Genomic DNA, 25,578 nt, shown 5'->3' with positions numbered 1-25,578 from the left:
GTCGGGCGGCCGGTCGTCTCTCCGGCTGCCCGCGCGGATCGAGTCTATTCAAGTTTGCTCTGCAGCGCGATGGCATGGAGGTGCGGCGTGAAGCGCATGATCTTCGAGATGGAGACCGCGGACCCGGACGATTTCATGACGCTGCTCTGGCTCGCCGATCACCCCGACGTCGAGCTGCTCGGCGTGCTCGTCACGCCCGGCTCCGAGGATCAGTGCCGGCTGGTCCGCTGGGGGCTGGATCGCTGCGGGCGGGCGGAGGTCCCGATCGGCGCCCTGCACGGCCCAGCGTGGTGGGCGACGAGCGAGGGCAAGAAGGCGCGGGTCTCCGGCTTCCACCAGGCGTGCTACGGCCCCGGCATCCTGGAGCACCCCGTCGGCGAGGTCGCGGGCGGGCCCGCGCTGCTGGCCGAGCTGCTCCGCGAGCCGGACGCCACGGTGCTCGTCGGGGCCGCGCCCAAGAACATCGGCAAGGCGTTTAAGGACGTCCCCGGGCTCCGGCTCGCTCGCTGGGTCCAGCAAGGCGGCTTCGCGGGCGACAACCTGGTCGCCGAGCCGCTCGAGAAGTTCCGCGGGCGCCTCACCTGCCCGAGCTATAACCCCGGCGGCGCGCCCCGGGAGACGCTCGCGCTGCTCGCCTCACCGCAGATCGGAGAGCGGAGGTTCGTCTCGAAGAACGTATGTCACGGGGTCGTCTACACCGAGGCCATGCGCGGCGCGCTGAGCCGCCGGGTCGCGGGGCGATCGCCGCGGAGCGGCCTGACGCGGATGATCGACGCGCTCGATCGGTACCTGGCAGACAAGGGCGTGGGCAAGGCGATGCACGATCTCGTGGCGGCCGCCTGCGCGCTCGACGAGCGCGTCTGCGACTTCGTCGAGGTCGAGATCTACCGCGAGAAGGGCGAGTGGGGGGCGCGCGCCATGGAGGGCACGAACACGCGGATCTCGGTCGGGTTCCACGAGGAGCGCTTCCTCGACGTGCTCGCGCGCTGAGCCGCCGGCGGAGCCCACCTCACCGGGCTGCGCAGGTCTCGCGGAGGGCGCGCGCCCTGTCGATGCACGCGGCGAGGGCGTCCTCGGGCGGCTCGTCCGGGCACGCGGCCTCGAAGGCGCGGATGGCGTCGCGGAGGCCCCCCGCGCCGCCGGCGCCGAGATCGAGCTTGTGCTTGCGATCCTCGTCGTCGTCGTCGCCGCCGACGAGCAGGAGCGTCCCGACGACCGCCCCCACGACGACGACACCCGTGACGACGCCCGCCACGATCACGCCCGTCTTGCCCTCCACGTCCGGCGGCTCCGCGTCCGGGAGCGACGGCGTGCCCGCCGGGATCTGCGGGGCCTCGAGGCCCGCGGCGAGCGCGGTGGTGGCGATGCCGCCCGCGAGCCCCAGGCCGCCGATGACGAGGCTCGACAGCGTGAGCGCGCTCGGCCCCGCGTCCGCGCGCGCGCTCACGCTGGCGGAGAGGCGCACCTGCGCCGCGTTGCACGCGGCGTAAGCGTCGAGGCGGTGGATCTCGAGCGATGCGCGCGGCGCGGTCTCGGGCGGCAGCTTCGCGGCGAGGATGATGTCGTCCGCCGAGCGCCGGAGCGTGAGCGGTGCGAGCGGCTCGGGGGCGGCCGCGGGCGGCGTGGAGGCCTTGCCGCAGCCGGCCAGTCCACACGCGATGAGCAAGAGCGTCGTGCAGGAGAGGGCATGATCGCGCCTTCGGGTCATACAGCCACGCTACGCCGAACGAGCGCGGCTTCGTCGAGCGAAATTGGCCTCGTCGCAGATCGGATCGATTGCCGCCGAGCGGGCTGAGCCTGGATAACAACGTGGTGTGGTCGACGCGCCGGGGAGCGGAAGGTGCGATATGCGAAGGACTGTTGGCCGTCCCGAACGTGAGCTCCACCGCGCGCGCATCGAGATGCCTTTCCGGGCGGCCGGTCTCATGTTTCGTTGGCCCCTCACGGGGTGAATGCCCGCAGCAGCCGAACGCGCTGCGCCCGCAAATAGCGGATGTCCTCTTCGTACAGCGCAGGGTGCCCCGCCGCGATGTGCGCCTGGGATGCGACGTCGCCGGCCGCGGCCCGCGCGCGCATGGAGGCGAGCAGCGCCGCGAGTCGATCGGCCACGGTGTCGAGCAACAGGGGCCCTGGCGGGTAGCCATAAGCGCGGCAGAACCGAGCAGCGCGCAGCGCCTGATCCTCGGGGCTGCCGGCGCTGTCCGGGTTGCTCGGCGCGTGCAGCGGCGCGAAACGGTAGACGGCGTACGCCACGTCCCACACGCGCGGGCCCGGATGAGCTGTGTCGAAATCGATGAAGCCGACGACCCGGCCGCCGCGGACGACACAGTTGTAGGGCGCCGCGCCGGCGCACGGTGTTGACGCCGCCCTTGAAGACCTGCTCGTCGACCATGCAAAGCCCTCTCCGCCGGGGCGCCAGCGCCGCGGTGGCGGAGTCGGCCCCTGTTTCGTCGCTGGTTGCGGAAAAGCGGGTCTCCCCTAACGCACCTCGACCCGCGCGCCGTCGTGGAGCTTGTCGTTCGGGTGCACCACCACGCGGTCGCCCTCGTCGAGGCCGGCGAGCACCTCGGCGGCGCCGCCGCTCCGCCTCCCGATCTCCACGTCGCGCAGCCGGGCGTGGCCGTCGGCCAGGGCGAACACCGCCCAGCGCTCGCCTCGCCGGAAGAGCGCGGTCTGCGGGACCTGGAGCGCGTCGGCCTTCTCCCAGATCACGATGCGGGCATGGACGCGGTAGCCGTCGCCGAGCGCCTTGCGGGCCTCGGGAGGGCCGGAGAAGTCGGCGATCACGTTGACACGCTGCTCCTCGATGCCGAGGGCGGACACCTTGGTGAAGCCGCTCGGCTCGACGAGGCGCACCCGAGCGCCGAGCGGCGCCTCGCCGCCCCAGCGCTCCACGTGGACCTCGGCGCCAGGCCGCACGGCGACGGCGTCGCTGGAGAGGAGGTCGATGACGATCTCGAGCGCGGCGGGATCGCCCAGCTCGAGGATGGGCGCCCCCGCCTGGAGGAGCGCCGCGCTCTCCTGGAAGACGCGCAGCACCGTGCCGTCGACGGGGCTCTGGATGGCCACGCTGGCATCGCCGGCGCCGGTCTTCCTCGCGGGCGCGCCGGGCCCTTCGGGCTTCATGCGCACGAGCGCGGCCTCGGCCGTCTGCAGCTCGAACTGGGTGACACGGGCGCCGAACCGCGCGCTCTCGAGCTCGGCCTGCGCGGCGCGCTCGCGGAACTCGGCGGTCTCCAGCTCGGCGCGGGCGACGCCGCCGCGCTCGTGCAGCGTCCTGACCCGGGCGAGCTCGCTGCGGGCCTGGGCGAGGGCGGTCTCGGCGAGGGCGACGCGCGCCTTCACCTGGGAGACACCGGCGCGGGCGCTCTGGGCGTGGGCCTCGGCCTGGGCGCGGGAACGGGCGTCGAGGAGCGGCGGGTCGATGGGCGCGATCTCGGTGAGCATGGCGCCGAGCTTCACCCGGTCGCCGGGGTGCAGCTCCAGGCGGGGCATCTGGCCGCCCACAGGCGCGGAGATCACGAAGCGGTCCGTGATGCGGGTGCGGCCATCGCCGTCCACCGTGACGACGAGCGGGCGGCGCGTCACCGCGGAGGCCTCCACCAGCGCTGGCTTGGGGAGGAACGCCACCACGATGGCGCCGACGAGCAGCGCCGCGAGCAGGGCATAGGGGATCTTCCGGGCGAGCTTCATGCGTCAGTCCCTGGTCTTGAGCACGCCCACGAGGTCGAGCTGGTCGATGCGGCGGCGCACCACCAGCGCCGAGAGGGCCGCGGAGACGAGCACCACCAGCGCGGCATAGGCGTACGTGGAGGGGTGGATGATCAGCGGGAAGCGGAACATCTCGGTGTCTTCGTAGGCCTGGCACATCGCCCAGGCGAAGTAGTAGCCGAGGCCCATGCCGAGCGGGATGCCGGCCAGCGTGGTCACGCCGAGCTCACCGAGCAGGATCCGGCTGACCTCGGCGCGCGTGAAGCCGAGCACGCGCAGGCTGGCCAGCTCGCGGCTGCGCTCGGCGAGCGCGATGCGCGCCTTGTTGAAGACGACGGCGAACGCGATGATGCTCGAGAAGACGAGCTGGATCGTGCGCATCACCCCGAGGTTCTCGCCCATGATCTTGTCGAAGCTCTCCAGCGCGGCGCGGGTGGTGCTCACCCCGGCGACGGCGGGGGTGCGCTTGAGCTGCGCGTAGACGGCCTCCTCGCCGAGGCGGTCCACGGCGAGGTAGGCGCCGGAGATCACGTCGCCCTCGCCGAGGAGGCGGTTCAGGGCGTCGAGGTCCATGGTGGCGGACGCGCCGACCAGGTCGTCGATGAGGGCGGCGACCGGGACCTGGCGCACCGGGCGGTGGCCCTCGAGGACCTCGACCGTGAGCTCGTCGCCGGGGCGGACGCCGAGCTTGCGGGCGAGGTAGGCGCCGAGGAGGAGGCCCTCGTCGGGGATGGGGACGAAGGCGCCGTGGCGATCGACGGTGCGGTGCAGGCTGGCGTCGGGCGCGGCGCCCGGGGGGCCGGCGGAGCCCCGGGCCAGCCCGAGGATGGCCGTGCGGTGCTCGCGGTGGCCGACGCGCAGGATGACCGGCGCGGCGCGCAGCGGCTCGGCGCGGAGGACGCCGGGCACGCTCGTGAGCTCGGTGAGGGCGGCGCGGGGCACGGCCCGGTAGAAGAAGACCGCCGCGTCCTCGCCCTGCACCAGGTGGAACTGCAGGTTGACCATGTAGTGGGTGGCGTCCTCGCTGAAGCGGCCGACCACCACGATGGAGACGGCGAGGGCCACGCCGGAGGCGGCGAGCAGGGCGCGCAGCGGGCGGCGCGAGACGTTGCGAAGGACCATCCGGGCCGCGGGCGTCATCAGGCGGCCGAGGCCGAGCCGCTCGATCAGCGTGGGCCTGCAGCGCGCTGGCGCCTCGGGGCGCATGGCCTCGGCGGGGGGCAAGCGGGCCGCGCGCAGGACGGCGATCGCGACGCCGATCGTCGCGGCGGCGACGCTGATCAGCGCGCCGAGCGCGGCGGTGCCCGCGGTGACGTGCAGCTCGAGCACGGGGAAGCGGTAGTACGCGGCGTAAAGGCGGGTCATCCCGCCGCCGAGCCACAGCCCCACGCCGACGCCCGCGGCCGCGCCGGCGAGCACCAGCACGAGCGCCATCTCCAGGTAGTGCTGGCCGATGGCCCAGTTGGAGTAGCCGAACGCCTTGAGGGTCGCGATCTGCGTGCGCTGGGTGCTGATCACCCGCGAGACGACGACGTTCAGCAGGAAGGCGGCGACGGCGAGGAAGAGGGAGGGGACGATGGTGCCGGTGGACCGGAGCTGCCGGAACTCGTCCGAGAGGAACTGGTCGGAGATCTGCCGGTCGCGGCCGTGCGCGCTGAGGCCGCCGTAGGGGGCGAGCAGGCGATCGAGGGCGGCGATGACGTCGCCCTCGGAGGCACCCTGGGCGAGGGTGAGGGTCAGGTCGTTGAAGGCGCCGCGCATGTCGAGCGCGGCGCGCAGGGCCTCCGAGCCCATCCACATCACCGCGAAGCGCTCGTCGTCCGGCCAGGGGCTGCTGCCGCTGATCTGGTAGATGTACTCCGGGGAGAGGGCGAGGCCGACGATGCGGAGGCGGCGCTTCCGGCCGTTCACCACCGCCTCCACGCTGTCGCCGGGGCGGAGGCCGCGCTTCTCGGCGAAGGCCTCGCCGAGCAGCACCTCGTCGTCGCGGCCGGGCTCGATGGTGCGGCCCTCGCGCAGGTAGAGGTCGTTGAGCATGGGGCCGCGCCGCTCGGGGATGGAGATGAGCCGCCCGGTGAGGGGCTCGGTGACGCCGTCGAGCGCGAGCGTGACGTCCATGATCACGCGGGTCTGCACCTGCACCACGCCGGGGAGCTCGGCGGCGCGCCGGCCGACCGACTCCGGGGCCCTCCTGGCCCGCGCGAAGACGTGGGCGAAGCGGTACTCCTCGTAGTAGGACGCGCGCGTCAGCTCCAGCGAGTCCAGCGTGCTGCGCGAGGCCACGAACACCGCGACGCCCGCGGCGACCACCATCATGATCGCCAGCGCGGGCCCCCGCATCTGCCAGAGGTCGCGCCAGAGCTTTCGGGTGAGGGCGCGCATCACCAGGCGATCTCCTCCGGGAGGAGCTTCTCGGTGTTGCGGCGCTCGGCGGCGATGCGGCCGTCGGCGATGGAGACCACCCGGTCGGCCATGCCGGCGATGGCCGCGTTGTGGGTGATCACCACCACCGTCGTGCCGATGTCCCGGTTGACGCGGGCGAGCGCCTCCAGGACGACCTTGCCGGTGTGCACGTCGAGGGCGCCGGTGGGCTCGTCGCAGAGCAGCACGTTCGGGCGCTTGGCGACGGCGCGCGCGATGGCGACGCGCTGCTGCTCGCCGCCGGAGAGCTGCGCGGGGAAGTGGTCGAGGCGCTTGCCGAGGCCGACCAGCCCGAGCGCCTCCGCGGCGGGCATGGGATCGCGGGCGATGTCCGTCACCAGGGCGACGTTCTCGCGCGCGGTGAGGCTGGGGATGAGGTTGTAGAACTGAAAGACGAAGCCGACGTGCTCGCGGCGGTAGCGGGTAAGGCCGGCGTCGCCGGCGCTGCTGAGGTCGTCGTCCCGGTAGCGCACCGTGCCCTGTGTGGGCACGTCCAGGCCGCCGAGGATGTTGAGCAGGGTGGATTTGCCGCTGCCGGAGGGGCCGAGCAGGACCACGAGCTCGCCCGGGTAGAGGTCGAGATCGACGCCGCGCAGGGCGCTCACCTCGACCTCGCCCATGCGGTAGATCTTGGTCAGACCGCGGGCGACGAACACCGGCGGGCCCGCCGGGCCAGAAGAGCCGGGGGCTGCGCGCTCGGGAGGGAGATCTGCCTGGGTCATGGCGGTCGAGCTCCGTGCGCGCCATGTTCGCGGATCGGCGGCCCGATCGCCAATAGGCTGGTCAGCGGGCGCAACGGCGGTCGCGTCGGCGCGCTTCGGCGCGCCTCGGCCGGATAGCGCGCCTCGGCGCGCTACGGCCGGAGGAGGAGCTCCTCGAGGACGGTGGTCAGCTCGTCGACCCTCACCGGCTTGGTCAGGTACCGATAGAACCCGGCCTGCTCGGCGCGGCGGGTATCCCGGGCCATCGCCGCCGCGCTGAGCGCGATCACGGGGATGTCGCGCGTCTCCGGCCACTCCTCGAGCTTGCGCATGGCCTCGTAGCCGCTCATCCCGGGGAGGTTGATATCCATGATGACGACCTCGGGCTGACGCGAGCGCGCGAGCTCGATGCCGATCTCGGCGTTCGGCGCGGTGATCAGGTGGACGCGCTCGAACTCGGAGATGAGCTCCTCCATGAACGCGATGTTCGACGGGTTGTCCTCGACGTACAGGACCGAATGGCGGACGCCGCCGGGCGCGGCGAGCGGCGACGCCTCCAGGCGCGCATCCGGCTGCGCCGGGGCGGCGACCGCCGGCGGCTCCTGGTGCGCCGGGAGCTCGATCCAGAACTCGGACCCTTCGCCCGGTATGCTGGCGAAGCCGACGCCGCCGCCCATGAGCTCCGCGAGCCGCTTCGTGATGGCGAGGCCGATCCCGGTCCCCTCGATCGGCCCCGTCTCCTGGCCGGCGCGCTGGAAGGGCTGGAAGATCTTCGCGTGCTGCTCCTGGGGGATGCCGATGCCGTTGTCGATCACGCAGATCTTCACGACCCCGTCCTCGGGCATCGACACCGCGATCGTGGCGCGGCCCCCCCTGCGGCCGTACTTGATCGCGTTCGAGCCGTAGTTCATGAGGATCTGCGCGAAGCGCGTGCGATCCGCCGTGATCTTCGGGAGCTCCGCGGGGAGGGGCGCGAGCGCGATCTCGATCCCGGCGCGCTGGGCCATCGGGTCGAGCGTCGTCTTCACCTCGGCCAGCACCTCGGGGACGTTCACCGGCTCGATCGACACCGTGACGCGGCCCGCCTCGATGCGCGAGAGGTCCAGGATGTCGTCGATGAGCTTGAGCAGGTGCTCGCCGCCCTTGAGGACGTGCTCTATCCGCTCCTTCTGGCGATCGGTGAGCGGCGTCTTCCTGTCGCGGTGCAAGAGCTGCGCGAAGCCCAGGATCGCGTTGAGCGGCGTGCGGAGCTCGTGGCTCATCGAGGCGAGGAACTCGCTCTTCGCGGAGCTCGCGGCCTCGGCGATGCCCCGCGCCTTGCGCAGCTCCTCCTCGCGATGCACGTCGCCGGTCATGTCCCAGAGGGTGCACACCGTCCCGCCCTCGGCCGTGCGGCGCTCGGTCGCGCGCAGGCTGCGCCCGTCGCTCGTGCAGAGATCCAGCGTGCCATCCGGCTCTGCGTGGTAGGCGAGCATCCTCTCGCGGAAGGCGGCCGGAGGCTCGCCGCCGAGGGCGAACAGCCCCGCGGCGAGGCCCTCGCCGACGATCTCGTCATAGCTCCGCCCGATCATGGGGCCGTCCACCCGCGCGCCGAGCCAGTGCCTGTAGACGCTGTTGCAGAGCGCGAGCCGATCCTGCGCGTCGAACACGGCGAACGCGCCCTGGAAGCTCTCCACCGCGCTCCGCAGGAGGTCGCTCGTGCGCTGCGCCACGGCCTCCAGGCGCTTGCGGTCGCTGATGTCGCGGATGGCGCTCGAGAAGAGCGTGCCCCCCTCGGTCGTCAGCGGGCTGAGGCTGATCTCGACCGGGAACTCGCTGCCGTCCCTCCGGCGGCCGAACAGCTCCAGCCCCGACCCCATGGGGCGCGCTTTGGGCGCGGCGATGAACGCCGAGCGGTTCCCGACATGAGACCGCTGGAATCGCTCCGGGAGCAGGATCTCGATCGCCTGCCCGATGAGCCCGCCGCGCGTGTAGCCGAACATCCGCTCGGTCTGGACGTTGACGAACACGATACGTCCGTGCTCGTCGACGACCACCATGGCGTCGGGCGCCGCGTCGATGAGCATGCGGAACGTGCTGTCGTCGATCTGGCGAGCGCCAGGCCCATGGGGCGCCTGCTCGGGTGCTGACAGGCGTTCGACGGAGGAGATCTCATGTGTCATCGGGGAGCCTCACACAGAACACGGCGCCAGGGGCGTTGTCCTCGATCCGGATGTCGCCGCCGTGCGCCTCGACGGCCATCTTGCAGAACGCGAGCCCCAGGCCGCGGCCGGCGCGGTGGAGGGCCGGAGCGTCGCCTCCGAGCTGGACGAAGCGATCGAACACCTGCGCGCGCATCTCGGCGGGGATGCCCGGCCCCGCGTCCGCGACGCGGATCTCCACGTCAGCGCCGCGCTTCGCGGCGCCCACGGTCACCGCGGTACCGGCCGGGGCGTGGAGGATCGCGTTCTCGAGGAGGTTCTCGAGCGTGCGGCGGAGCAGGTCCGGGTCGGCCCTGACGGCGGGCACCTCGACGGTCTCGCGCAGCGAGAGCGACCGGGAGCTCGCGCGCAGGTCGAGCGCGGCGAACACCTCGAGGACGAGCGCGCGGAGATCGACGCTCGCTCGCTCGGGGGCGAGCCTCCCCTCCTCGCTCTTGCTGATGTCGAGCAGGTTGTAGATGAGCCGCAGCAGGGCCCGCGCCTGGTCGCGGACGTGCCGCGCGGAGTCGCGCGCCTGCTCCGAGAGCGCGCGGTCCCGGAGCAGGAACTGCGCGTGCAGGTCCATGCTGCTCACCGGGTTCTTCAGATCGTGCACGACGAACGCCATGAGCCGCTCCTTCTGGAGCTGGAGGCGCATCAGCGCGTCGCGCTGCTGCCGGACGAGCTCGACGTGCTCGCGCAGCTCCGCGCCGAGCCGGCGCAGCCTCAGGGCGGCCTGGACCCGCACGAGCAGCTCCGACGGGCGGATCGGCTTCGTCAGGAAGTCGTCGCCGCCGGCGCGCAGCGCGCTGTCGAACGTGTCGACGTCGCGGAGCGCCGTCAAGAAGACGATCGGCGTGCTCGCGCCCTCGGGCAGGCCGCGGATCCGCGCGCACACGGCGAACCCGTCCATCCCCGGCATCCGCACGTCGAGCAGCACGCAATCGGGCTTGTGGCGCTGGAATTGCTCGATTCCCTCCTCGCCCGTGACGGCGAGCACGACCTCGTAGCCATCGTCCTCGAGCGTGGCCTGCGCCAGGGCGCGGTTCTGCTCGTTGTCATCGACGACCAGCACCCTCGAGCGTGGGTCTTGCTGCTCCATCTGCCTCGGCCTCGCGGGCGAGGTTACACGACGGTCATCGGCCCTACCACAGCGTTGAAGGCTGGGCTCATCCGCTGGACGGCGCCGTGAGCGCGCCTCGGCCGGCGCGCCGCCTCATTTCTCCGTGAGGACCTCGACTCCGGTCCAGTCGGCGGGAGCGCCGTTGGCCATGAGATGAGCGATGCGTTGCTGATAGATCTGGACCGCCTTGTCGTCCGGGTTCTGCGACAGCACGTGAGCGATGCGCACGTTGGCCTCCGCGAACCTGCGGGCGTAGTAGTCGGACAGCGCCTGCTCGAAGAGGGCCTGGGTCTTCCGCTTGCGCTCGATCGTCTCGGGCGGGTCGCCGTCGAACACCTCAAAGACCGAGACGGGCTCTCGCTTGCCCTTGAGCCGCACCCTGTCGAGGAACCGCTGGCCATAGCCGTCCCGCGCGCGCAGCGCCGCCATGGTCTGCTCGCTCACCACGATGGCCACGCCGTACCGAACGGCGAGCCCCTCCAGGCGCGACGCCTGGTTCACCGTATCGGATATCACGGTCGCCTCCATGCGCTCTGCTTCGCCGATGGTGCCCAGCATCACGCTGCCGGTGTGGATGCCGATGCCCATGCCGATCGATGGCAGGCCCACGCTCCGGCGCTCCTCGCTGAACTGCCGCACCGCGCGCTGCATCGCCACGGCCGCGGCCACGGCGTCTTCGGCCTTGCCCGGGAATAGCGCCATGATGGCGTCGCCGATGTACTTGTCGATGAAGCCGCCATGGCGCCTGACGATCGGGCTGAGCCGGCCGAGATAGGCATTGATGAAGGCGAACGCCTCGCCGGGCGTCATGCTCTCCGTGAGGGCGGCGAATCCACGCATGTCGGAGAACAGGACGGTCATCTCGAACGGCACGTGATCTCCGAGCGCGACGTCCACGGCGCTGTCTCGGCCCAGCAGGCCGAGCATCTCGGTCGGCACGAAGCGGGCATAGGCCCGGTTCGTCGCGCGCAGGTCCTCGTTGAGCCGGGCGAGCTCGGCAGTCCGCTCGGCGACGCGGCGCTCGAGGTCGCTGTTGGCCTGCTGCAGGGCGCGCTGCAGGGCGCGCAGGGACAGGTGGGTCGTCACGCGCGCCACGAGCTCGTCGTGCTGAATGGGCTTGGTCACGTAGTCGACGCCCCCGACCTCGAAGCCCTTGACCTTGTGAGTGGTGTCCGTGAGGCTGGTCATGAAGATGACAGGGATGCCCATGGTGGCAGGGCTCTCCTTCAGCCGGCGACAGACGTCGAAGCCGTTCATGTTCGGCATCACGACGTCGAGCAGGATAAGATCGGGACTCTCGCGGCGGAGCAGCGCCAGCGCGCTCTCGCCGTCCTCCGCGGTGAGCGCGTCGATCCCGGCAAGATCGAGGTGCTCGACGAGCACCTGTCGGTTGGCCGGCGTGTCGTCAACGACCAGCACGCGGCGCCTCGACTCGCTCACCTCCGCGCTCCTCCAGCCATCGGGGTTCCCGTTGCAGCGTGATGCCGGGCTGTTCGACCGGTCCGGGACCTTGCGGCTCGTCGCGTGATACGCGGGTCTCGTGTGGCTGTCCAGTGGAGGCGCCCAGCGCGCGCGGACGTCGCTCCTCGCGGCGCCCGCGCCTCGCGAGGTCGTGGCAAGCCGCGCGCCATGGCGGCCACCCAGGATGGCCGAGGCCGTGCAGGGTTCGCGTCAGCGCGCGTCGATTGCGCGACGACATGCCTCTGCGCGCGGTGAGCCGCGGGAGATCGCGCCAGACGGGGGCTGGAACGGAGGGTGCTAGGACGAGGCTAGAGCGAGACGGCGAGCGCGGCGCAATGCGCTGAAAGGAGGCTGTCATGAACATCATCCGTCGCCAGGAGAACAAGCCGGCTCCGTCGGGAGCCTCGTCGGATTCGAGTCCCTGGAACCTCATGCGGGCCATGCTGGAGTGGGATCCCTTCCGCGAGATGGTGCCGATGCTCTCGCGGACGGGGCGCGAGGGCCCGTTCACTCCTGATTTCGATGTCAAGGAGTGCGGGAACGCCTATGTCTTCAAGGCGGACCTGCCGGGCATCCAGGAGAAGGATGTCGATGTGTCGTTCACGGGCAACCGCCTCACCGTGAGCGGGAAGCGCGAGGAGGAGCGGCGCGAGGAGAAGGAGACGTATTACTCGTTCGAGCGCTCCTGCGGCAGCTTCAGCCGGAGCTTCACCCTGCCCGCGGGCGTCGACGCCGAGAAGGCGACGGCCGCTCTGAAGGACGGGGTCCTGACCGTCACCGTGCCCAAGACGCCGGAGACGCAGCCGAGGCGGATCCCGGTGCAGGCCCCTGCGCCGACTGCTGGAAGAGAGCAGGGGACGAGGGCGTCCTGAGCGGGCCACGAGACAAGGCCGCTGCTCAAGGACGTCGTGTCGGCCATGACCCTGCTGAGGCCGTCCTCCGCCGCTTCAGGCGCGTCGGGGTGCGATCGCGCGTGGGCCTGGGGGGCGTATTCGCCCTGCGCAGCGCCAGCGCCGCGAGCAGCGCGCACAGCCACGCGAGGACGTAGGCGGCCGCCGGGGACGACCACGCGAGCCCCGCGTGGAGCGCCGCGAAGAACGAGGCGAAGCCGAGCAGGCCGCGCACGAAGCCCCGGAGCAGGGTCACCGTGGCGGCCGCGCCGTGCCGGGGCAGCGTGAAGCACGGCAGGACGTTGCCGGTGATCGGGATCGCGAGCAGCAGGCCGCTCACGCCCGCCGGCGCGGCGCCAGCGCTGCGCACGATGCACCAGGCCGCCCACCGCGTGGCCGAAGCGGCGCGCCGCCAGCGAGGCGAGCAGCACCGACGCGCCCACCAGCGCGAGCTTCAGCAGCACGAAGGCCCGCGCCTCCGTCGATCGCGCCGCACGACACGCATGGCTCGCGGGGCCTGTAGAGCAACACCCCGTGTAAGACAATGCCAGAGGCTCTCCTGCTCGGCGCCTCGAGGTGGTCAAACCTCCGGCGCGCGCCCCGCGCCTCGCGGGGCGGCGAGGCCGGGCCTCGACGCGGGCGGACGGCGGCGAAGCGACGCTTCGCCCTGCGCCCGCCCGCCGGAGGCCGGAGGCCGGAGCGGAGACAGAGCGCTCGCCGGTTTGCGACGCTCGGGGGCTCTGGGCTGCGCCGGGCTCCCCGTGTACGCTCTCCGTGGCTTCCTCATGTCGACATGCCCTACGTGCCGAACTGAGCATGCGGACGGCGTCGCTGCCTGCGCGACGAACGCCGAGACGTTCGCGGCGGAGCCCGCGCCGCTCGGCGCCGATCCGGAGCTCGCGCCGGGCACGCCGGTCGGCGAGTACCGCGTCGAGGCGAAGATCGGGGCAGGGGGCTTCGGCACGGTCTACCGCGCGATCCACCCCGTCATCGGCAAGGCGGCGGCCATCAAGGTCCTGAGCCGCCAGTGCTCCGCGAACCCGCAGCTCGTCTCCCGCTTCGTCGCGGAGGCGCGGGCCGTGAACCAGATCAGGCACCGCAACATCATCGACATCTTCTCGTTCGGCGCCCTCGAGGACGGCCGGCACTACTACGTGATGGAGCTGCTCGAGGGGATGACCCTCGACGCCTACCGCCGCAAGCGCGGGCGCCTCCCGCCCGCCGAGGCGCTGCCCATCCTCGTCAAGATCGCGCGCGCGCTCGACGCGGCGCACGCGGCGGGCATCGCGCACCGCGACCTCAAGCCCGAGAACGTGTTCCTGGTCTTCGACGAGGACGGCGCGATCTTCCCGAAGCTGCTCGACTTCGGCATCGCCAAGCTGCTCGGCGAGTCCTCGAGCACGGTGCACAAGACGCGGACGGGGCACCTGATCGGGACGCCGCTCTACATGTCCCCCGAGCAGTGCCGCGGCAAGAACGTCGATCACCGGACGGACATCTACTCGTTCGGGATCCTCGCGCACGAGCTGCTCGCCGGCGCGCCGCCGTTCGACGGCGAGAACGCGTTCGACCTCCTGATCAAGCACACGTCGGAGGCGGCGCCCCCTGTATCGACCGTGGCGACGCACCTCTCGCCGGCGCTCGACGCGCCGCTCCTGCGGATGCTCGAGAAGGACCCCGCGAGCCGCCCGGCGTCGCTGATCGAGGCGACCGCGGCGCTCGTGGAGGCCGCGCGCGGCGCGGGGTACGAGCTGCCCGGCGGCCTTCTGCGGGCGAGCGACGCCGCCGTCGGGCGAGACGCCGCCGCGCGGCGCCGCGCGCGCGGCGCGGCGGTGGAGGCGCTGGACGCTGGGCTCGCACCGACGCAGCGCGGCCCCGCCGCGGAAGCGAGCTCGGGGCTGCACGGGAACGAGACGTTGCTGCAGGGATCGCTGCCGAGCAAGCTGGAGAGCACGCCGGCCACGGCGTCGCGGCGGAGGGCGGCGCTCACGGCGGTCGCCGTCCTCGGCGTCGCCGCGGCCGCGGCGCTGACGCTGCACCTCGGGCACAGCGAGCCGGCGGCCGACGCCCCGCGCGCGCCCGCGTCGGCCGCGGCGACGCCGAGGACGGCGGCCGCGCTGGTCGCGCCGGTCCTGCCGGCGTCCGCCGTCGCCGCTGCCACGCCGGAGTCGGCTGCGCTGTCTCCGCCGCTGGAGCCGACCGCCGCAGCCGCTGCGAGCGCCGACGCGGCGCCGCCCGTGGTCGAGCTCCGGATCCAGGCGACGCCGAAGGAGCTCGAGGTGTGGAGCGAGGGCAAGCTCGTCGGCAAGGCGCCGGGGCCGCTGCGCCTGCCGCGCGGGCGCGCCGTGACGCTCACCTTCAAGGCGCCCGGGTACCAGGAGCAGGCGCGGGAGGTCCCGGCCGAGGCGGACGGCGCGATCGCCGTGTCGTTGAAGAGGGCGGCGCCGACCGCGAGGGGCGCCGTCAGGAAGGGCGACCTGGAAAACCCGTTCCAGTGAGCATGCGCGCGCGGTCCGGCTTCAGGCGATACGTGCGGGAGATCGGGGGGGCCGCGGCGCTGCTCGTCGCGGCCGCCGGCTCCGCCGGGTGCGTGGAGCTCGGCGAGATCTCCCCGGGCGTGTGCGGCAACGGCGTCATCGAGCCGTCGCGCAACGAGGACTGCGACTGCTTCGAGGCGCGCGAGCCCTGCGAGGTGGAGACGCGGGATGCGCAGGGCGCGACCTCGACGAGCTGGTGCAACCCGCGCGGAAGCGAGAACGAGTGCCGCTTCGTGTGCGACGACGTGGACCTTGCGTGCCCGAGCGGGTGGGGCTGCGGGGTCGACGGCGTGTGCCGCGTCTCCACGGGCAATTTCAAGCCGCTCGGCGCCGCGCTGCCGCTCGGCGCGCAGCGGCTGATCACGGGTGATCTCGACGGCGACGGCCGCGGCGACCTCGTGGGCGTCGGCTCGACGAGCCTCGAGGCGCTCTATTTCGATGCGAACAGCACGGTGGGGACCCAGGTGTCGATCCCCTCGGCAGGGGACACGCCCGCGCTCGCGCGCCTCACCGACGACGGGACGACGGACATCGCGCTCAGCGTGGGGCCCGGCGTGGCGATCCTGAGCGGCGAGCCGGGCCGCACCTTCGCGCCGGTCCCCGTGCTCGCGTCGGTGTTTCGCCTGGGTTCGCTGCTCGGCGCGGCGTCCGAGACGACGACCCTCCGCGGCGCGCGGCTCTTGCCCGTCGGCAGCACGCGCGAGGACGGACAGACGTGGGTCGCCCTGGTCGTCGGGACCGACACGCGCGGGGCGGCGCCGGAGGATGTCATCGCCGTCGTGCAGGGGGCGGAGAGCGGCCGGCTGTCGTTCATCGATCGGCAGCGCGGGCTGCGCGACGTCGCCGGTCCGCTCGCGAGCGCGGAGCTCGGCGGCGGCCCGCTCCACGAGGTGGTCGTCGCCCTCGCGGACGACTCGGCCGTGCACATCTACTCGCCGGACGACGGCGCGCACACCGCGGTGGCGCTCCCGGCGGGCGCGCGGATCGCGGGCGCGGCCTTCCTCCGGGACGTGAGCGGCGACGGCGTCCTCGATCTGCTCGTGGGCGCCACGTGCGCGCAGCCTGACCCCCGCTTGCCCGCGGGCGCGCCCTGCCACGAGCTCGACGTCGCGGAGGGCGCAGGCGGCGGCGCGTTCGGCGGCATGGCGCCGTACGGCGATCTCTCGTACCCGGCGGGCGACATGAGCTCCGGGCGCTTGCCCGGCTTCGGGGCCCCCGTCGCGATCGGCGATCTCAACGGCGATGGGGTGATCGACATCGTGGACCCCGGCGCCGTGAGGCTCGGAAAGGCCCGGCCGTCTCCTCCCTACCAGGTCGAGTTCGACCGGCTCGCGCCGGCGAACGGCCCGCGCTGGACCAGCGCGGTGATCGCAGACCTGACGGGCAACGGCGCGCCCGACGTCGTCGCCGGCTCCGCCGACGCGACGGATCTGACGTTCTTCACCGGCGTCCCCGGCGCGCAGGCCGCCGATTTCAAGCTCAACGAGCTCAAGATCCCGACGCTGGGCAACGTCTCGAGCTTCGTCGTGGGCGACTTCGACGGCGATCTCCTGCCGGACCTCTTGTTCGCCGAGAGCGCCGGGAGCTCGCTGTCGAGCGCGGAGCACCCGACGCTGGCCGCCTGCTTCGGCCGGTACAGGAAGGCGCCGGAGCCGCCGGTGCGGCTCGGCGCCTTCGAGGGGCTCCTCGACATCGCGGCGGTGCGGCTCCCCGAGCCGGACGACGCCGTGGACGACATCAGCGTGCTCTTCTCGCACGGCGGCGACGTCGCGTTCAGCCTCATCGAGGGCAGCAGCTCGCGGTCGCTGCTGCCGCCGTTGCCGCTCGTCCGCTCGGGCGACGCGCGGCAGGCAGGCGAGCTGCGCGCCGTGAGGAGCATCGCCGGCCGCTTCGGGGGCGATCGGGCCGAGGTCGCCTCGCTGACGATCGCGCCTCCGAGCCCTGGCTCCTCCCGGGGCTCGGCCGAGCTCTGGCTCTTGCCGGCGGTCGACTCGGGTGTGATCGCCATGGGCGACGAGGCCAAGCACCGCGTCTCACTCCCCGCGGAGCTCGTTCCCTCCCGGGGGCCCGCGTGGGCGCTGGATGGGGTCGCCGTCGATCTCGACAGCGATGGAACCGATGAGCTCGTCCTCTCGCTGCCGATCGAGGTCGCGGAGGAGGACGCGGCAGCGGAGCCGGGGACGCCGACCCTGGCCGGCGCGATCACCCTCGTGCGCCGCGGCGCGAGCGGCGCCTTCGAGGCGCCGGAGGCGGCCTTCTCGCCCGCGCTTCACACGCTGTACGGGGGGCTCCGCGCGGGCGACATGGACGGCGACGGGCACGCGGACGTCGTGGGCATCGCGTACGAGCTGGCGCCAGGGACCCGCACGATCACCGCGAGCCGGCTCGCCGTCTTCTGGAACACGGGCGAGGGCGCGCTCGACGCGCCGATCGAGCTCGAGGTACGCGACTCCGGCCTCGAGGACCTGGCGAACGAGGTCACCAGCGCCGACTTCGCCCGCGTGGATGCGGGGGCGGGGAGGTCGCTCGTCGTGCTCACGCGCAGCGCGGCCTACGCGCTCGACGTGTGCGGCGACGGCGCGGCGGGCTGCCATGATCTCGGCCAGCACCAGCTCCGCAAGCTGGACGGCATCCCCGGCGGCTCCGCGATCGCGACGTGCGACGTCCTCGGCGATGGGGTCGACGATCTCGCGGTGCTCAGCGACGGCGCGCTCCGCGTCCACGAAGGAGTCCCGATCCGCCGATGAAGACCTCGCTGTGCGTCGTGCTCATGGCCTTCGCGACGACCGCGCTCGCGCCGAGCGCGGCCTCGGCGGAGGAGGACATCGAGCAGGCGAAGGCGCTCTACAACGCCGGCGCCCAGGCCTACGCGGCGACACGGTACCGCGACGCGGTGCAGTCGTTCGAGGCGGCGTACAGGAAGGCGCCGCGCCCGGCCCTCCTGTTCTCGCTGGCCCAGGCCTACCGGCGCCTGTACGTGGTCGAGCAGAGCCCCGAGGCGCTGCGGGCCGCCATCGCGAACTACCGGCGCTACCTGGAGCAGGTCCCGCAGGGCGGGCGCCGCGCGGACGCGACCGAGGCCCTGAGCGAGCTCGGGGTGATCGCCGCGCGCCTGGAGGCGAGCGCGCCGTCGTCGCCCGCCGCGCCGGAGGCGGCGCCGCCCGACGTCAGGCCGCGGACCCGCATCAACGTCACCTCGCCGACCGCGGGGGCCCGCGTATCCATCGACGGCGGCGCGCTGGCCGACGTGCCGCTGATGGCCGAGGTGCAGCCGGGCAAGCACCGGATCAAGATCACGGCCGACGGCCACGTCGACGAGGAGCGCGAGGTGGTCGCGATCGAGGGGGACATTCTCGGGATCGACCGGGAGCTGCGCGAGCGGCCGGCGCTCCTCCAGGTGAAGGCCCCCGTCGGCGCGCAGGTCACGCTGGACGGGCGCTTCGTCGGCACGACGCCGCTGCCGCTCCTCCAGGTCGCCCCGGGCAAGCGGTTCTTCGTCGCCACGAAGAACGGTTACGGGCCGTTCTCCCGCGAGCTGTCGCTTCGCCGCGGCGAGCGCCTCGTCATCGAGGTGGGCCTCACGAGCTCCTTCCAGCGGAAGATGTCCTATGGCCTCGTCGCGATGGGGGTCCTGTCCGCCGGCGTCGGCGTGCTGACGCTGGCCTCGGGCCTCGAGGAAGAGGACCAGGCGCGCGAGATCGCGGAGAAGCGCGCGTCGCAGGGGATCTCGGAGGAGGAGCTGGGCGACTACCGGGCTCACCTCGACACGCGCGACGAGCTCGCGAACGCGACCGTCGGCCTGTTCGGCACGGCCGCGGCGTTCGCCCTCGGCGGCTTCGTGTTCTACGCGTTCGACACGCCGAACCCGCCGCCGCTGCCCGCGCGCACGGACCCCGCGCCCGCGCGCACGGGCGGCCCGATGCTCGAGCTCTCGGCCGCGCCGATCCTCGGGCCGGGGCTCGGCGGCGCGGGGCTCGTCGGCCGGTTCTGGTGAGGGCACCGAAGAGCCCCGGGCCGCTCAGGGCGGCCATCGCGAGCTAGCGGCGGTATCTGGGAGGAGGTCGACCCGAGCGACGCGCGGCGCGGCGCCGGCGCCGCGGGCCCGCGGGGGAGGCGTCGAACGACGCCTTCGCCCCGCGCGCCCGCCTTCGCTCGATCAGTTGGGGAACCCGTCGAACTGGCAGGTCAGGCTGCAGCCGTCGCCGCCCGTGCGGTTGCCGTCGTCGCACGCCTCGTAGGTGCTCTGCAGCTTGCCGTCGCCGCAGTACGGGCCGTAGACGCAGCCCGGCGCGCACTTGCCGTAGCCGCCGGTGTTGTTGCCGTCGCCGTCGTCGCACTGCTCCGGGCCGTTGCGGATGCCGTCGCCGCAGCGCGGGCCGAGCTGGCAGCGCGGGCCGCACTGGCCGTAGCCGCCGTCGTTCTTGCCGTCGTCGCACTGCTCGCCGGGCTGGACGACGCCGTCGCCGCACTGCCCGCCGAGGCGGCAGTTGTTGCTGCAGCCCGTCGCCTCGTTCGGGGGATCGCACTGCTCGCCCCACTCCTCGTCGACGCGGCGGTCACCGCACTTCGCCGCCGGGCTGCAGTCGGGCATGCAGCTCCCGTAGAAGCCGTCGTTCACGCCGTCGTCGCAGGTCTCGGCGCCGTTGACGCGGCCGTCGCCGCAGTACGGCCCGTACTGGCAGAGCGCATCGCACCCGTCGTATTCGCCGCTGTTCTTGCCCTCGCCGAGATCGCAGTCCTCCTCCACGGGCTGGACGATGCCGTCACCGCAGCGCGGCCCGAGGATGCACGAGGGGCCGCACTTGCCGTACTCGCCGTCGTTGATCCCGTCGTCGCACTCCTCGCCGAACTGCGGCTGGATCACCCCGTCGCCGCAGTGCGCGCCGAGCCGGCAGCTCACGCAGTTCGGGTCGGTCGCGCTGTCGCAGTCCTCGCCCCAGTCCGCGTCGACGCGGTTGTCGCCGCACATCGGCGCCGGCGTGCAGCCCGGCGCGCAGGTGCCGTAGGTGCCGTCGTTCACGCCGTCGTCGCACGCCTCGGCGCCGTTCCTGATGCCGTCGCCGCAGTACGGCCCGTAGTCGCAGGTCGCGGTGCACCCGCCGTATCCGCCGGTGTTCTGCGCGCTGCCGAGATCGCAGTCCTCCTCGCCGGGCTGGACGATGCCGTCGCCGCAGCGCGGCCCGTAGAGGCACGAGAGCCCGCACTGGCCGTACCCGCCGTCGTTGACGCCGTCGTCGCACTCCTCGCCGAGGTTCGGCTGCGTGATCCCGTTGCCGCACTGCGCGGGGAGCCGGCAGCTCACGCAGCTCGGGTCAGCCAGGTTGTCGCACTCCTCGCCCCACTCGGTGTCGACGCGGTTGTCGCCGCACCTCGGGGCCGGCGTGCAGCTCGCGTCGCAGGTGCCGTAAGCGCCGTCGTTGACGCCGTCGTCGCACCCCTCGGCGCCGTTCCTGATGCCGTCGCCGCAGTACGGACCGTAGTTGCAGGTCGCGGTGCACCCGCCGTACCCGCCGGTGTTCTGCGCGCTGCCGAGGTCGCAGCGCTCTTCCTCGGGCTGGACGATGCCGTCGCCGCAGCGCGGCCCGTAGAGGCACGCGAGGCCGCACTGGCCGTACCCGCCGTCGTTGACGCCGTCGTCGCACTCCTCGCCGAGGTCCGGCTGCGTGATCCCGTTGCCGCATTGCGGGGGGAGCTGGCAGTTCAGGCAGTTCGGGTCGGCCGCGTTGTCGCACTCCTCGCCCCACTCGGTGTCGACGCGGTTGTCGCCGCACCTCGGGGCCGGCGTGCAGCTCGCGTCGCAGGTGCCGTAAGCGCCGTCGTTGACGCCGTCGTCGCACCCCTCGGCGCCGTTCCTGATGCCGTCGCCGCAGTACGGGCCGTAGTTGCAGGTCGCGGTGCACCCGCCGTACCCGCCGGTGTTCTGCGCGCTGCCGAGGTCGCAGCGCTCTTCCTCGGGCTGGACGATGCCGTCGCCGCAGCGCGGCCCGTAGAGGCACGAGAGCCCGCACTGGCCGTACCCGCCGTCATTGACGCCGTCGTCGCACTCCTCGCCGAGGTCCCGCTGCGTGGTCCCGTCGCCGCAGTGCTCGCCGCGCTGGCAGCGCACGCAGTTCGGGTCGGTCGCGCTGTCGCACTCCTCGCCCCAGTCGGCGTCGACGCGGTTGTCGCCGCACATCGGCGCCGGCGTGCAGTTCGGGTTGCAGGTGCCGTAGAAGCCGTCGTTGACGCCGTCATCGCACCCCTCGGTGCCGTTCCTGAGGCCGTCGCCGCAGTACGGCCCGATCTGGCACTCGAGCGTGCAGCCGCCGTAGCCGTTCGCCGTGTTGCCGGCGCCGAGATCGCACGCCTCGTACGGCGCGTCGACCGCGCCGTCGCCGCACCGGGGCGGGGCCACGCACCCCGGCGCGCAGGCGTTCGAGGCGTTGGCGTACGCGCTGTTGTTGACCCCGTTGTCGCAGGTCTCCATGCCGTTCCTGACGCCGTCGCCGCAGTACGGACCGAGCTGGCAGTTGTTGCACTGGCCGTAGCCCGTCCCGTTCTCGGTGCCGTCGTCGCACTCCTCGCCCGGCGTCACGACCGGCGGGTCGACCCCGCACTGCGGCGTGCACACCGACGCGCCGGCGCTGAAGCCCGACAGCGTGAGCTGGTAGTTCGACCCGGTGACGTGGCGCTCGGCCTGGAACACCGCGATCTCGTAGACCTTGCCCGGCTCGAGGTTCAGGTCGACCTCGTAGGGGTTGCGGGCGTCTGCCGGGCAGACGTTCTGGTCGCAGGGGGTCACGCGGGCGTCGCCGTTGTCCAGGATGGTCACGCTCTCCTGGAGCTGCCCGTGGATGCCGCCGATGTCCGCGGTCAACGTGTTCTTGATGAACACCCAGACGTCGTCGTCACCGAAGAAGGTGAGCACCGGATCGGCCGCAGCGCCGTTTGGCGTGAACTGGAACCAGTACCGGACCTCGCTCGTGAAGTAGTAGTTGTGCGAGGGGTTGCTCTGCTGCGCCTTCTCCAGCCCGGCGGAGACCAGGTTGTCGAGCACGGGATCGCCGTTCGGCTGGGTGCGATCCACGGGCCAGAACGGGTTCCGCTGGTACACGTACCTGCCGGCGTCCGGGAGCAGCTCGATGGTGGTGACGAGCGTCCTGTTGTACGTCGGGTTGTCCCGGTACCACCACTGGAAGTTGTTCTGCCCCGTGGTCCAGCCGTTCGCGTCGCTCGGCGTGACGAAGCCGGGGCCGAACCTGCTCACGGGCTTGCCGTCGGCGTCGAGGGTCGTCTGGACCGTGCGGTCGGTCTGAATGCCGCTGGCGTTGCTGGGCGCGATCTCGAAATCGAAGTGCCCGACGAGGCTGTCCGTCAGGTTGTTGTCGCACGCGGTGTTGCTGACGCTGCGGTCGTACGAGGTCGGGCACCAGCCGATGAAGTCGCGGATGACCATCGGCAGCCGCATCTCGCTGGACTGAACGGTGCAGGTGTAGCCCGGCTCGATCGTGCACGTCGCGGAGCAGCCGTCGCCGCTCACGGTGTTGCCGTCGTCGCACGCCTCGGTGGTGTCGCCGGGCAGGAGCATGCCGTCGCCGCACTTCGAGATGCACGCGCCGCCGCTGCAGTCCGGCTCGCCCTTGCAGTCCGGCGTGCAGCCGTCGCGCCAGTTGCCGTTGCCGTCGTCGCAGGCCTCGGTGCCCTCGCGGATGGCGTTGCCGCAGACGGAGAAGCCCGTGCAGTCCTGGGGCTCTCCGTCGTCGCAGACGCTCCCGGGCTCGATCCGGCAGTTCTCGTCGCAGCCGTCGTCCGAGAAGGGATTGCCGTCGTCGCACTGCTCGGCGCCGTTCTTGAACCCGTCTCCGCAGACGGTCTTGCAGGGGAACCCGACGCGCGAGCAATCCCACCCATCCTCGATCGTCTGGCAATCGGCGCTGCAGCCGTCCCCGCTCGCCGGGGGCTGCTGCCCGTCGTCGCACACCTCGGTGCCGCTGATCTTGCCGTCGCCGCACACGGGCGGCGCCGGCGGGTTGCAGCGCCCACCGCCCGGCGGGCACGTCCAGCCGACCTCGATCTTGCACTGCGGCGTGCAGCCGTCGCCGCCGACAGGGTTCTCCCCGCCGCCGTCGTCGCACTGCTCGCCGAGCTGCACCGTGCCGTCGCCGCAATAGGTCCTCACGGTGCAGGGCTGGCCGGGCTTGCAGATCCAGCCCTGCTCGAGCCGGCAATCCGCCGTGCAGCCGTCGCCCGACGCGGAGCCGCCGTCGTCGCACTCCTCGCCGTTGTTCACCCGCCCATCGCCGCACTGGAAGACGAGGACGCAGGCGTTGCCGGGCTCTGGGCACACGTACGCCGGGTCCACCGTCTTGCAATCCGCGCTGCAGCCGTCGCCACCCGCGGTGTTGCCGTCGTCGCAGAGCTCGCCGGGGTTCACGACGCCGTCGCCGCACCGGAACAGGAGCACGCAGGGCTGACCCGGGGTCGGGCAGCTGTAGAAGGACTCCTGCCGGCACAGGCTCGAGCAGCCGTCGCCGCCCGCGGTGTTGCCGTCATCGCACTGCTCGCCGGTCTCCTTGAGGCCGTTGCCGCAGGCCGGCAGCCGGGTGCACGGCTGACCGGGGCGGCTGCACTGATACCCCGCCTCGCGCATGCAGTCCGCGCTGCAGCCGTCGCCGCTCACGGTGTTGCCGTCCTCGCACTGCTCGCCGTCGTTCACGCGGCCGTCGCCGCACCAGTAGTTGAGGGTGCAGGGCTGACCCGGCGTCGTGCACGTGTAGATCGGGTCCACCCCGCTGCAGTCGGCGCTGCAGCCGTCGCCGCCCACGGCGTTGCCGTCGTCGCAGACCTCGCCCGGGCTGAGCACGCCGTCGCCGCACCGGATCAAGAACTCGCAGGGCTGGCCCGGGGTCGGGCAGGTGTAGAAGGCCTCCTGCCGGCACAGGCTCGAGCAGCCGTCGCCGCCCGCGGTGTTGCCGTCATCGCACTGCTCACCGGTCTCCCTGAGGCCGTTGCCGCAGACAGGCAGCCGGGTGCACGGCTGGCCGGGGCGGCTGCACTGATACCCCTCCTCGCGCATGCAGGTGGCGCTGCAGCCGTCGCCGCTCCGGGTGTTGCCGTCCTCGCACTGCTCGCCGTCGTTCACGCGGCCGTCGCCGCACCAGTAGAGGCGGGTGCAGGGCTGACCCGGCGTGGGGCACGTGTAGATCGGGTCGATCGCCTTGCAATCCGCGCTGCAGCCGTCGCCGCCCACGGTATTGCCGTCGTCGCAGACCTCGCCCGGGTTGATCGCGCCGTCGCCGCACCAGTAGAGGAGGGTGCAGGGCCGACCCGGGGTCGGGCAGGTGTAGAAGGACTCCTGACGGCACAGGCTCGAGCAGCCGTCGCCGCTCGCGGTGTTGCCGTCGTCGCACTGCTCGCCGCTCTCCAGGGCGCCGTTGCCGCAGACCGGCAGGAGCTCGCACGGCTGCCCGGGCTTCGAGCACACGAAGCCGGGCTCGCGCATGCAGGTCGCGCTGCAGCCGTCGCCGGAGGCGGGCGGGTCGTCGCCGTCCTCGCACTGCTCGCCGTTGTTCACGCGCCCGTCGCCGCAGCGATAGAGGAGGATGCAGGGCTTCCCAGGCTCGGAGCACGCGTAAAGCGGGTCCAGCGTCTTGCAGTCGGCGCTGCAGCCGTCGCCGCCCTGGGCGTTGCCGTCGTCGCAGAGCTCGCCCGGATCCACCGCGCCGTCGCCGCACCGGATCAGGAGCTCGCACGGCTGTCCCGGCGTCGTGCAGACGTAGAAGGACTCCTGTCGGCAGAGGCTCGAACAGCCGTCGCCGCTCGCGGCGTTGCCGTCGTCGCAGAGCTCGCCGGCCTCCTTGACCCCGTTGCCGCAGACCGGCAGGCGCTCGCACGGCTGCCCGGGCTTCGGGCACACGAAGCCCGCCTCCCGCTTGCAGTCCGCGCCGCAGCCGTCGCCGGCCGTCTCGTTGCGGTCGTCGCACTCCTCGGAGCCGTTCACGCGGCCATCGCCGCAGTCGTAGAGCAGCGTGCACGCCTCGCCCGGCCTCGGACAGACGTACGAGGGATCGACGAAGATGCAGTCGGCGCTGCAGCCGTCGCCGTCCGCGGTGTTGCCGTCGTCGCAGAACTCGCCCGGATCGACCACGCCATCGCCGCAGGCGATGGTCAGCACGCACGGCTCGCCGGGCGTCGGACATGCACAATAAGGCTCGATCTCGCACAGACCGGAGCAGCAATCGCCGGGCAGGCTGTTGCCGTCGTCGCACGCCTCGCTGGCCTGGTTGATCTCGCCGTCGCCGCAGGCGGGCTCCTGGGGCAAGAGGCACTCGGGGGGCGGGTCGTCGACGGCGCAGGGATCGGGCCCGCCGCCGCTTCCGCCGCCGCCGGAGGCGACGCCCGAGCCGAAGTCACTGCCGCCGTCGCCGGAGCTGCTGGAGGTCACGCTCCCCGCGCCGCCTACGCCGGGATCGCCCGTGGTGGAGGGCGCGCCCCCTCCACAGGCGGCGACTATTTGCAGCAATCCCACGGCCAAAGGCAGATAAGACGTTCTCAACCTCACGACACACCTCGACG

The 25,578-nt window shown here is 72.6% G+C and carries 14 protein-coding genes and 1 pseudogene; 5 read left to right on the top strand and 10 right to left on the bottom strand.

The features are described from left to right. Positions 1 to 87 precede the first annotated feature (87 nt). Positions 88 to 990: a nucleoside hydrolase gene (locus tag WMF27_RS24640; RefSeq protein WP_437766438.1), complete on the top strand. Its 903-nt coding sequence runs from the start codon at positions 88 to 90 to the stop codon at positions 988 to 990. 19 nt (positions 991 to 1,009) lie between these two features. On the opposite strand, the gene WMF27_RS24635 is transcribed toward WMF27_RS24640, so the two are convergent. From WMF27_RS24635 to WMF27_RS24600, 8 genes and pseudogenes are all read right to left on the bottom strand, one after another. Continuing rightward, the gene (locus tag WMF27_RS24635) at positions 1,010 to 1,708 is read right to left on the bottom strand and encodes a transcriptional regulator (protein ID WP_437766439.1); all 699 of its coding nucleotides are present in this window, start codon (positions 1,706 to 1,708) and stop codon (positions 1,010 to 1,012) included. A 233-nt stretch (positions 1,709 to 1,941) separates the two neighbouring features. Continuing rightward, a pseudogene (locus WMF27_RS24630) lies at positions 1,942 to 2,364 on the bottom strand (phosphotransferase); the annotation flags it as partial. A gap of 114 nt (positions 2,365 to 2,478) precedes the next feature. Further along, complete coding sequence (locus WMF27_RS24625; protein WP_437766440.1) at positions 2,479 to 3,693, bottom strand: efflux RND transporter periplasmic adaptor subunit; 1,215 nt, start codon at positions 3,691 to 3,693, stop codon at positions 2,479 to 2,481. Positions 3,694 to 3,696: 3 nt separating this feature from the next. Beyond that, complete coding sequence (locus WMF27_RS24620; protein WP_437766441.1) at positions 3,697 to 6,093, bottom strand: ABC transporter permease; 2,397 nt, start codon at positions 6,091 to 6,093, stop codon at positions 3,697 to 3,699. After that, positions 6,093 to 6,854 carry an ABC transporter ATP-binding protein gene (locus tag WMF27_RS24615; RefSeq protein ID WP_437766442.1) on the bottom strand — a complete coding sequence of 254 codons (762 nt, stop codon included), beginning with the start codon at positions 6,852 to 6,854 and terminating at the stop codon, positions 6,093 to 6,095. Before WMF27_RS24615 ends, WMF27_RS24620 begins: the two co-directional genes overlap by 1 nt. A gap of 131 nt (positions 6,855 to 6,985) precedes the next feature. Beyond that, positions 6,986 to 8,995 carry a PAS domain-containing hybrid sensor histidine kinase/response regulator gene (locus tag WMF27_RS24610; protein WP_437943028.1) on the bottom strand — a complete coding sequence of 670 codons (2,010 nt, stop codon included), beginning with the start codon at positions 8,993 to 8,995 and terminating at the stop codon, positions 6,986 to 6,988. Beyond that, complete coding sequence (locus WMF27_RS24605) at positions 8,985 to 10,115, bottom strand: hybrid sensor histidine kinase/response regulator (RefSeq protein WP_437943027.1); 1,131 nt, start codon at positions 10,113 to 10,115, stop codon at positions 8,985 to 8,987. The genes WMF27_RS24610 and WMF27_RS24605 overlap by 11 nt, the downstream gene beginning before the upstream one ends. 114 nt (positions 10,116 to 10,229) lie before the next feature. Beyond that, on the bottom strand, positions 10,230 to 11,576 hold the full coding sequence (locus WMF27_RS24600; protein ID WP_437766445.1) for an adenylate/guanylate cyclase domain-containing protein: 1,347 nt from the start codon (positions 11,574 to 11,576) through the stop codon (positions 10,230 to 10,232). A 377-nt stretch (positions 11,577 to 11,953) separates the two neighbouring features. Here WMF27_RS24600 and WMF27_RS24595 point away from each other — a divergent pair, with 377 nt between their 5' ends. After that, positions 11,954 to 12,469 carry an Hsp20/alpha crystallin family protein gene (locus tag WMF27_RS24595; protein WP_437766446.1) on the top strand — a complete coding sequence of 172 codons (516 nt, stop codon included), beginning with the start codon at positions 11,954 to 11,956 and terminating at the stop codon, positions 12,467 to 12,469. Between the two features lie 25 nt (positions 12,470 to 12,494). On the opposite strand, the gene WMF27_RS24590 is transcribed toward WMF27_RS24595, so the two are convergent. After that, the gene (locus tag WMF27_RS24590) at positions 12,495 to 12,857 is read right to left on the bottom strand and encodes a hypothetical protein (RefSeq protein ID WP_437766447.1); all 363 of its coding nucleotides are present in this window, start codon (positions 12,855 to 12,857) and stop codon (positions 12,495 to 12,497) included. 415 nt (positions 12,858 to 13,272) lie between these two features. Between WMF27_RS24590 and WMF27_RS24585 the strand changes: the two genes are divergently transcribed. Genes WMF27_RS24585 through WMF27_RS24575 form a run of 3 tightly spaced genes read left to right on the top strand, consistent with a single transcriptional unit; the run spans position 13,273 to position 19,018 of the window. Continuing rightward, positions 13,273 to 14,985 carry a serine/threonine-protein kinase gene (locus WMF27_RS24585; RefSeq protein WP_437766448.1) on the top strand — a complete coding sequence of 571 codons (1,713 nt, stop codon included), beginning with the start codon at positions 13,273 to 13,275 and terminating at the stop codon, positions 14,983 to 14,985. Positions 14,986 to 14,987: 2 nt separating this feature from the next. Beyond that, a complete protein-coding gene (locus WMF27_RS24580) occupies positions 14,988 to 17,771 on the top strand; it encodes an FG-GAP repeat domain-containing protein (protein ID WP_437943026.1) in 2,784 nt (927 codons plus the stop codon). Continuing rightward, positions 17,768 to 19,018 (top strand): PEGA domain-containing protein, encoded by a 1,251-nt coding sequence (locus tag WMF27_RS24575; protein WP_437766450.1) that lies wholly within the window; start codon positions 17,768 to 17,770, stop codon positions 19,016 to 19,018. Before WMF27_RS24580 ends, WMF27_RS24575 begins: the two co-directional genes overlap by 4 nt. 162 nt (positions 19,019 to 19,180) lie before the next feature. Here WMF27_RS24575 and WMF27_RS24570 read toward each other — a convergent pair whose 3' ends face one another. Continuing rightward, entirely contained in the window at positions 19,181 to 25,564 is a 6,384-nt protein-coding gene (locus WMF27_RS24570; protein ID WP_437766451.1) for a DUF4215 domain-containing protein, read from the bottom strand. Between the last annotated feature and the right edge of the window lie 14 nt (positions 25,565 to 25,578).

Origin of the sequence: Sorangium sp. So ce281, from assembly GCF_051527395.1 — a bacterium.
Lineage (GTDB): Bacteria > Myxococcota_A > Polyangia > Polyangiales > Polyangiaceae > Sorangium > Sorangium cellulosum_B.
Note: the sequence above shows the minus strand (reverse complement) of the source record. Positions and strands in the feature narration are given on the sequence as shown.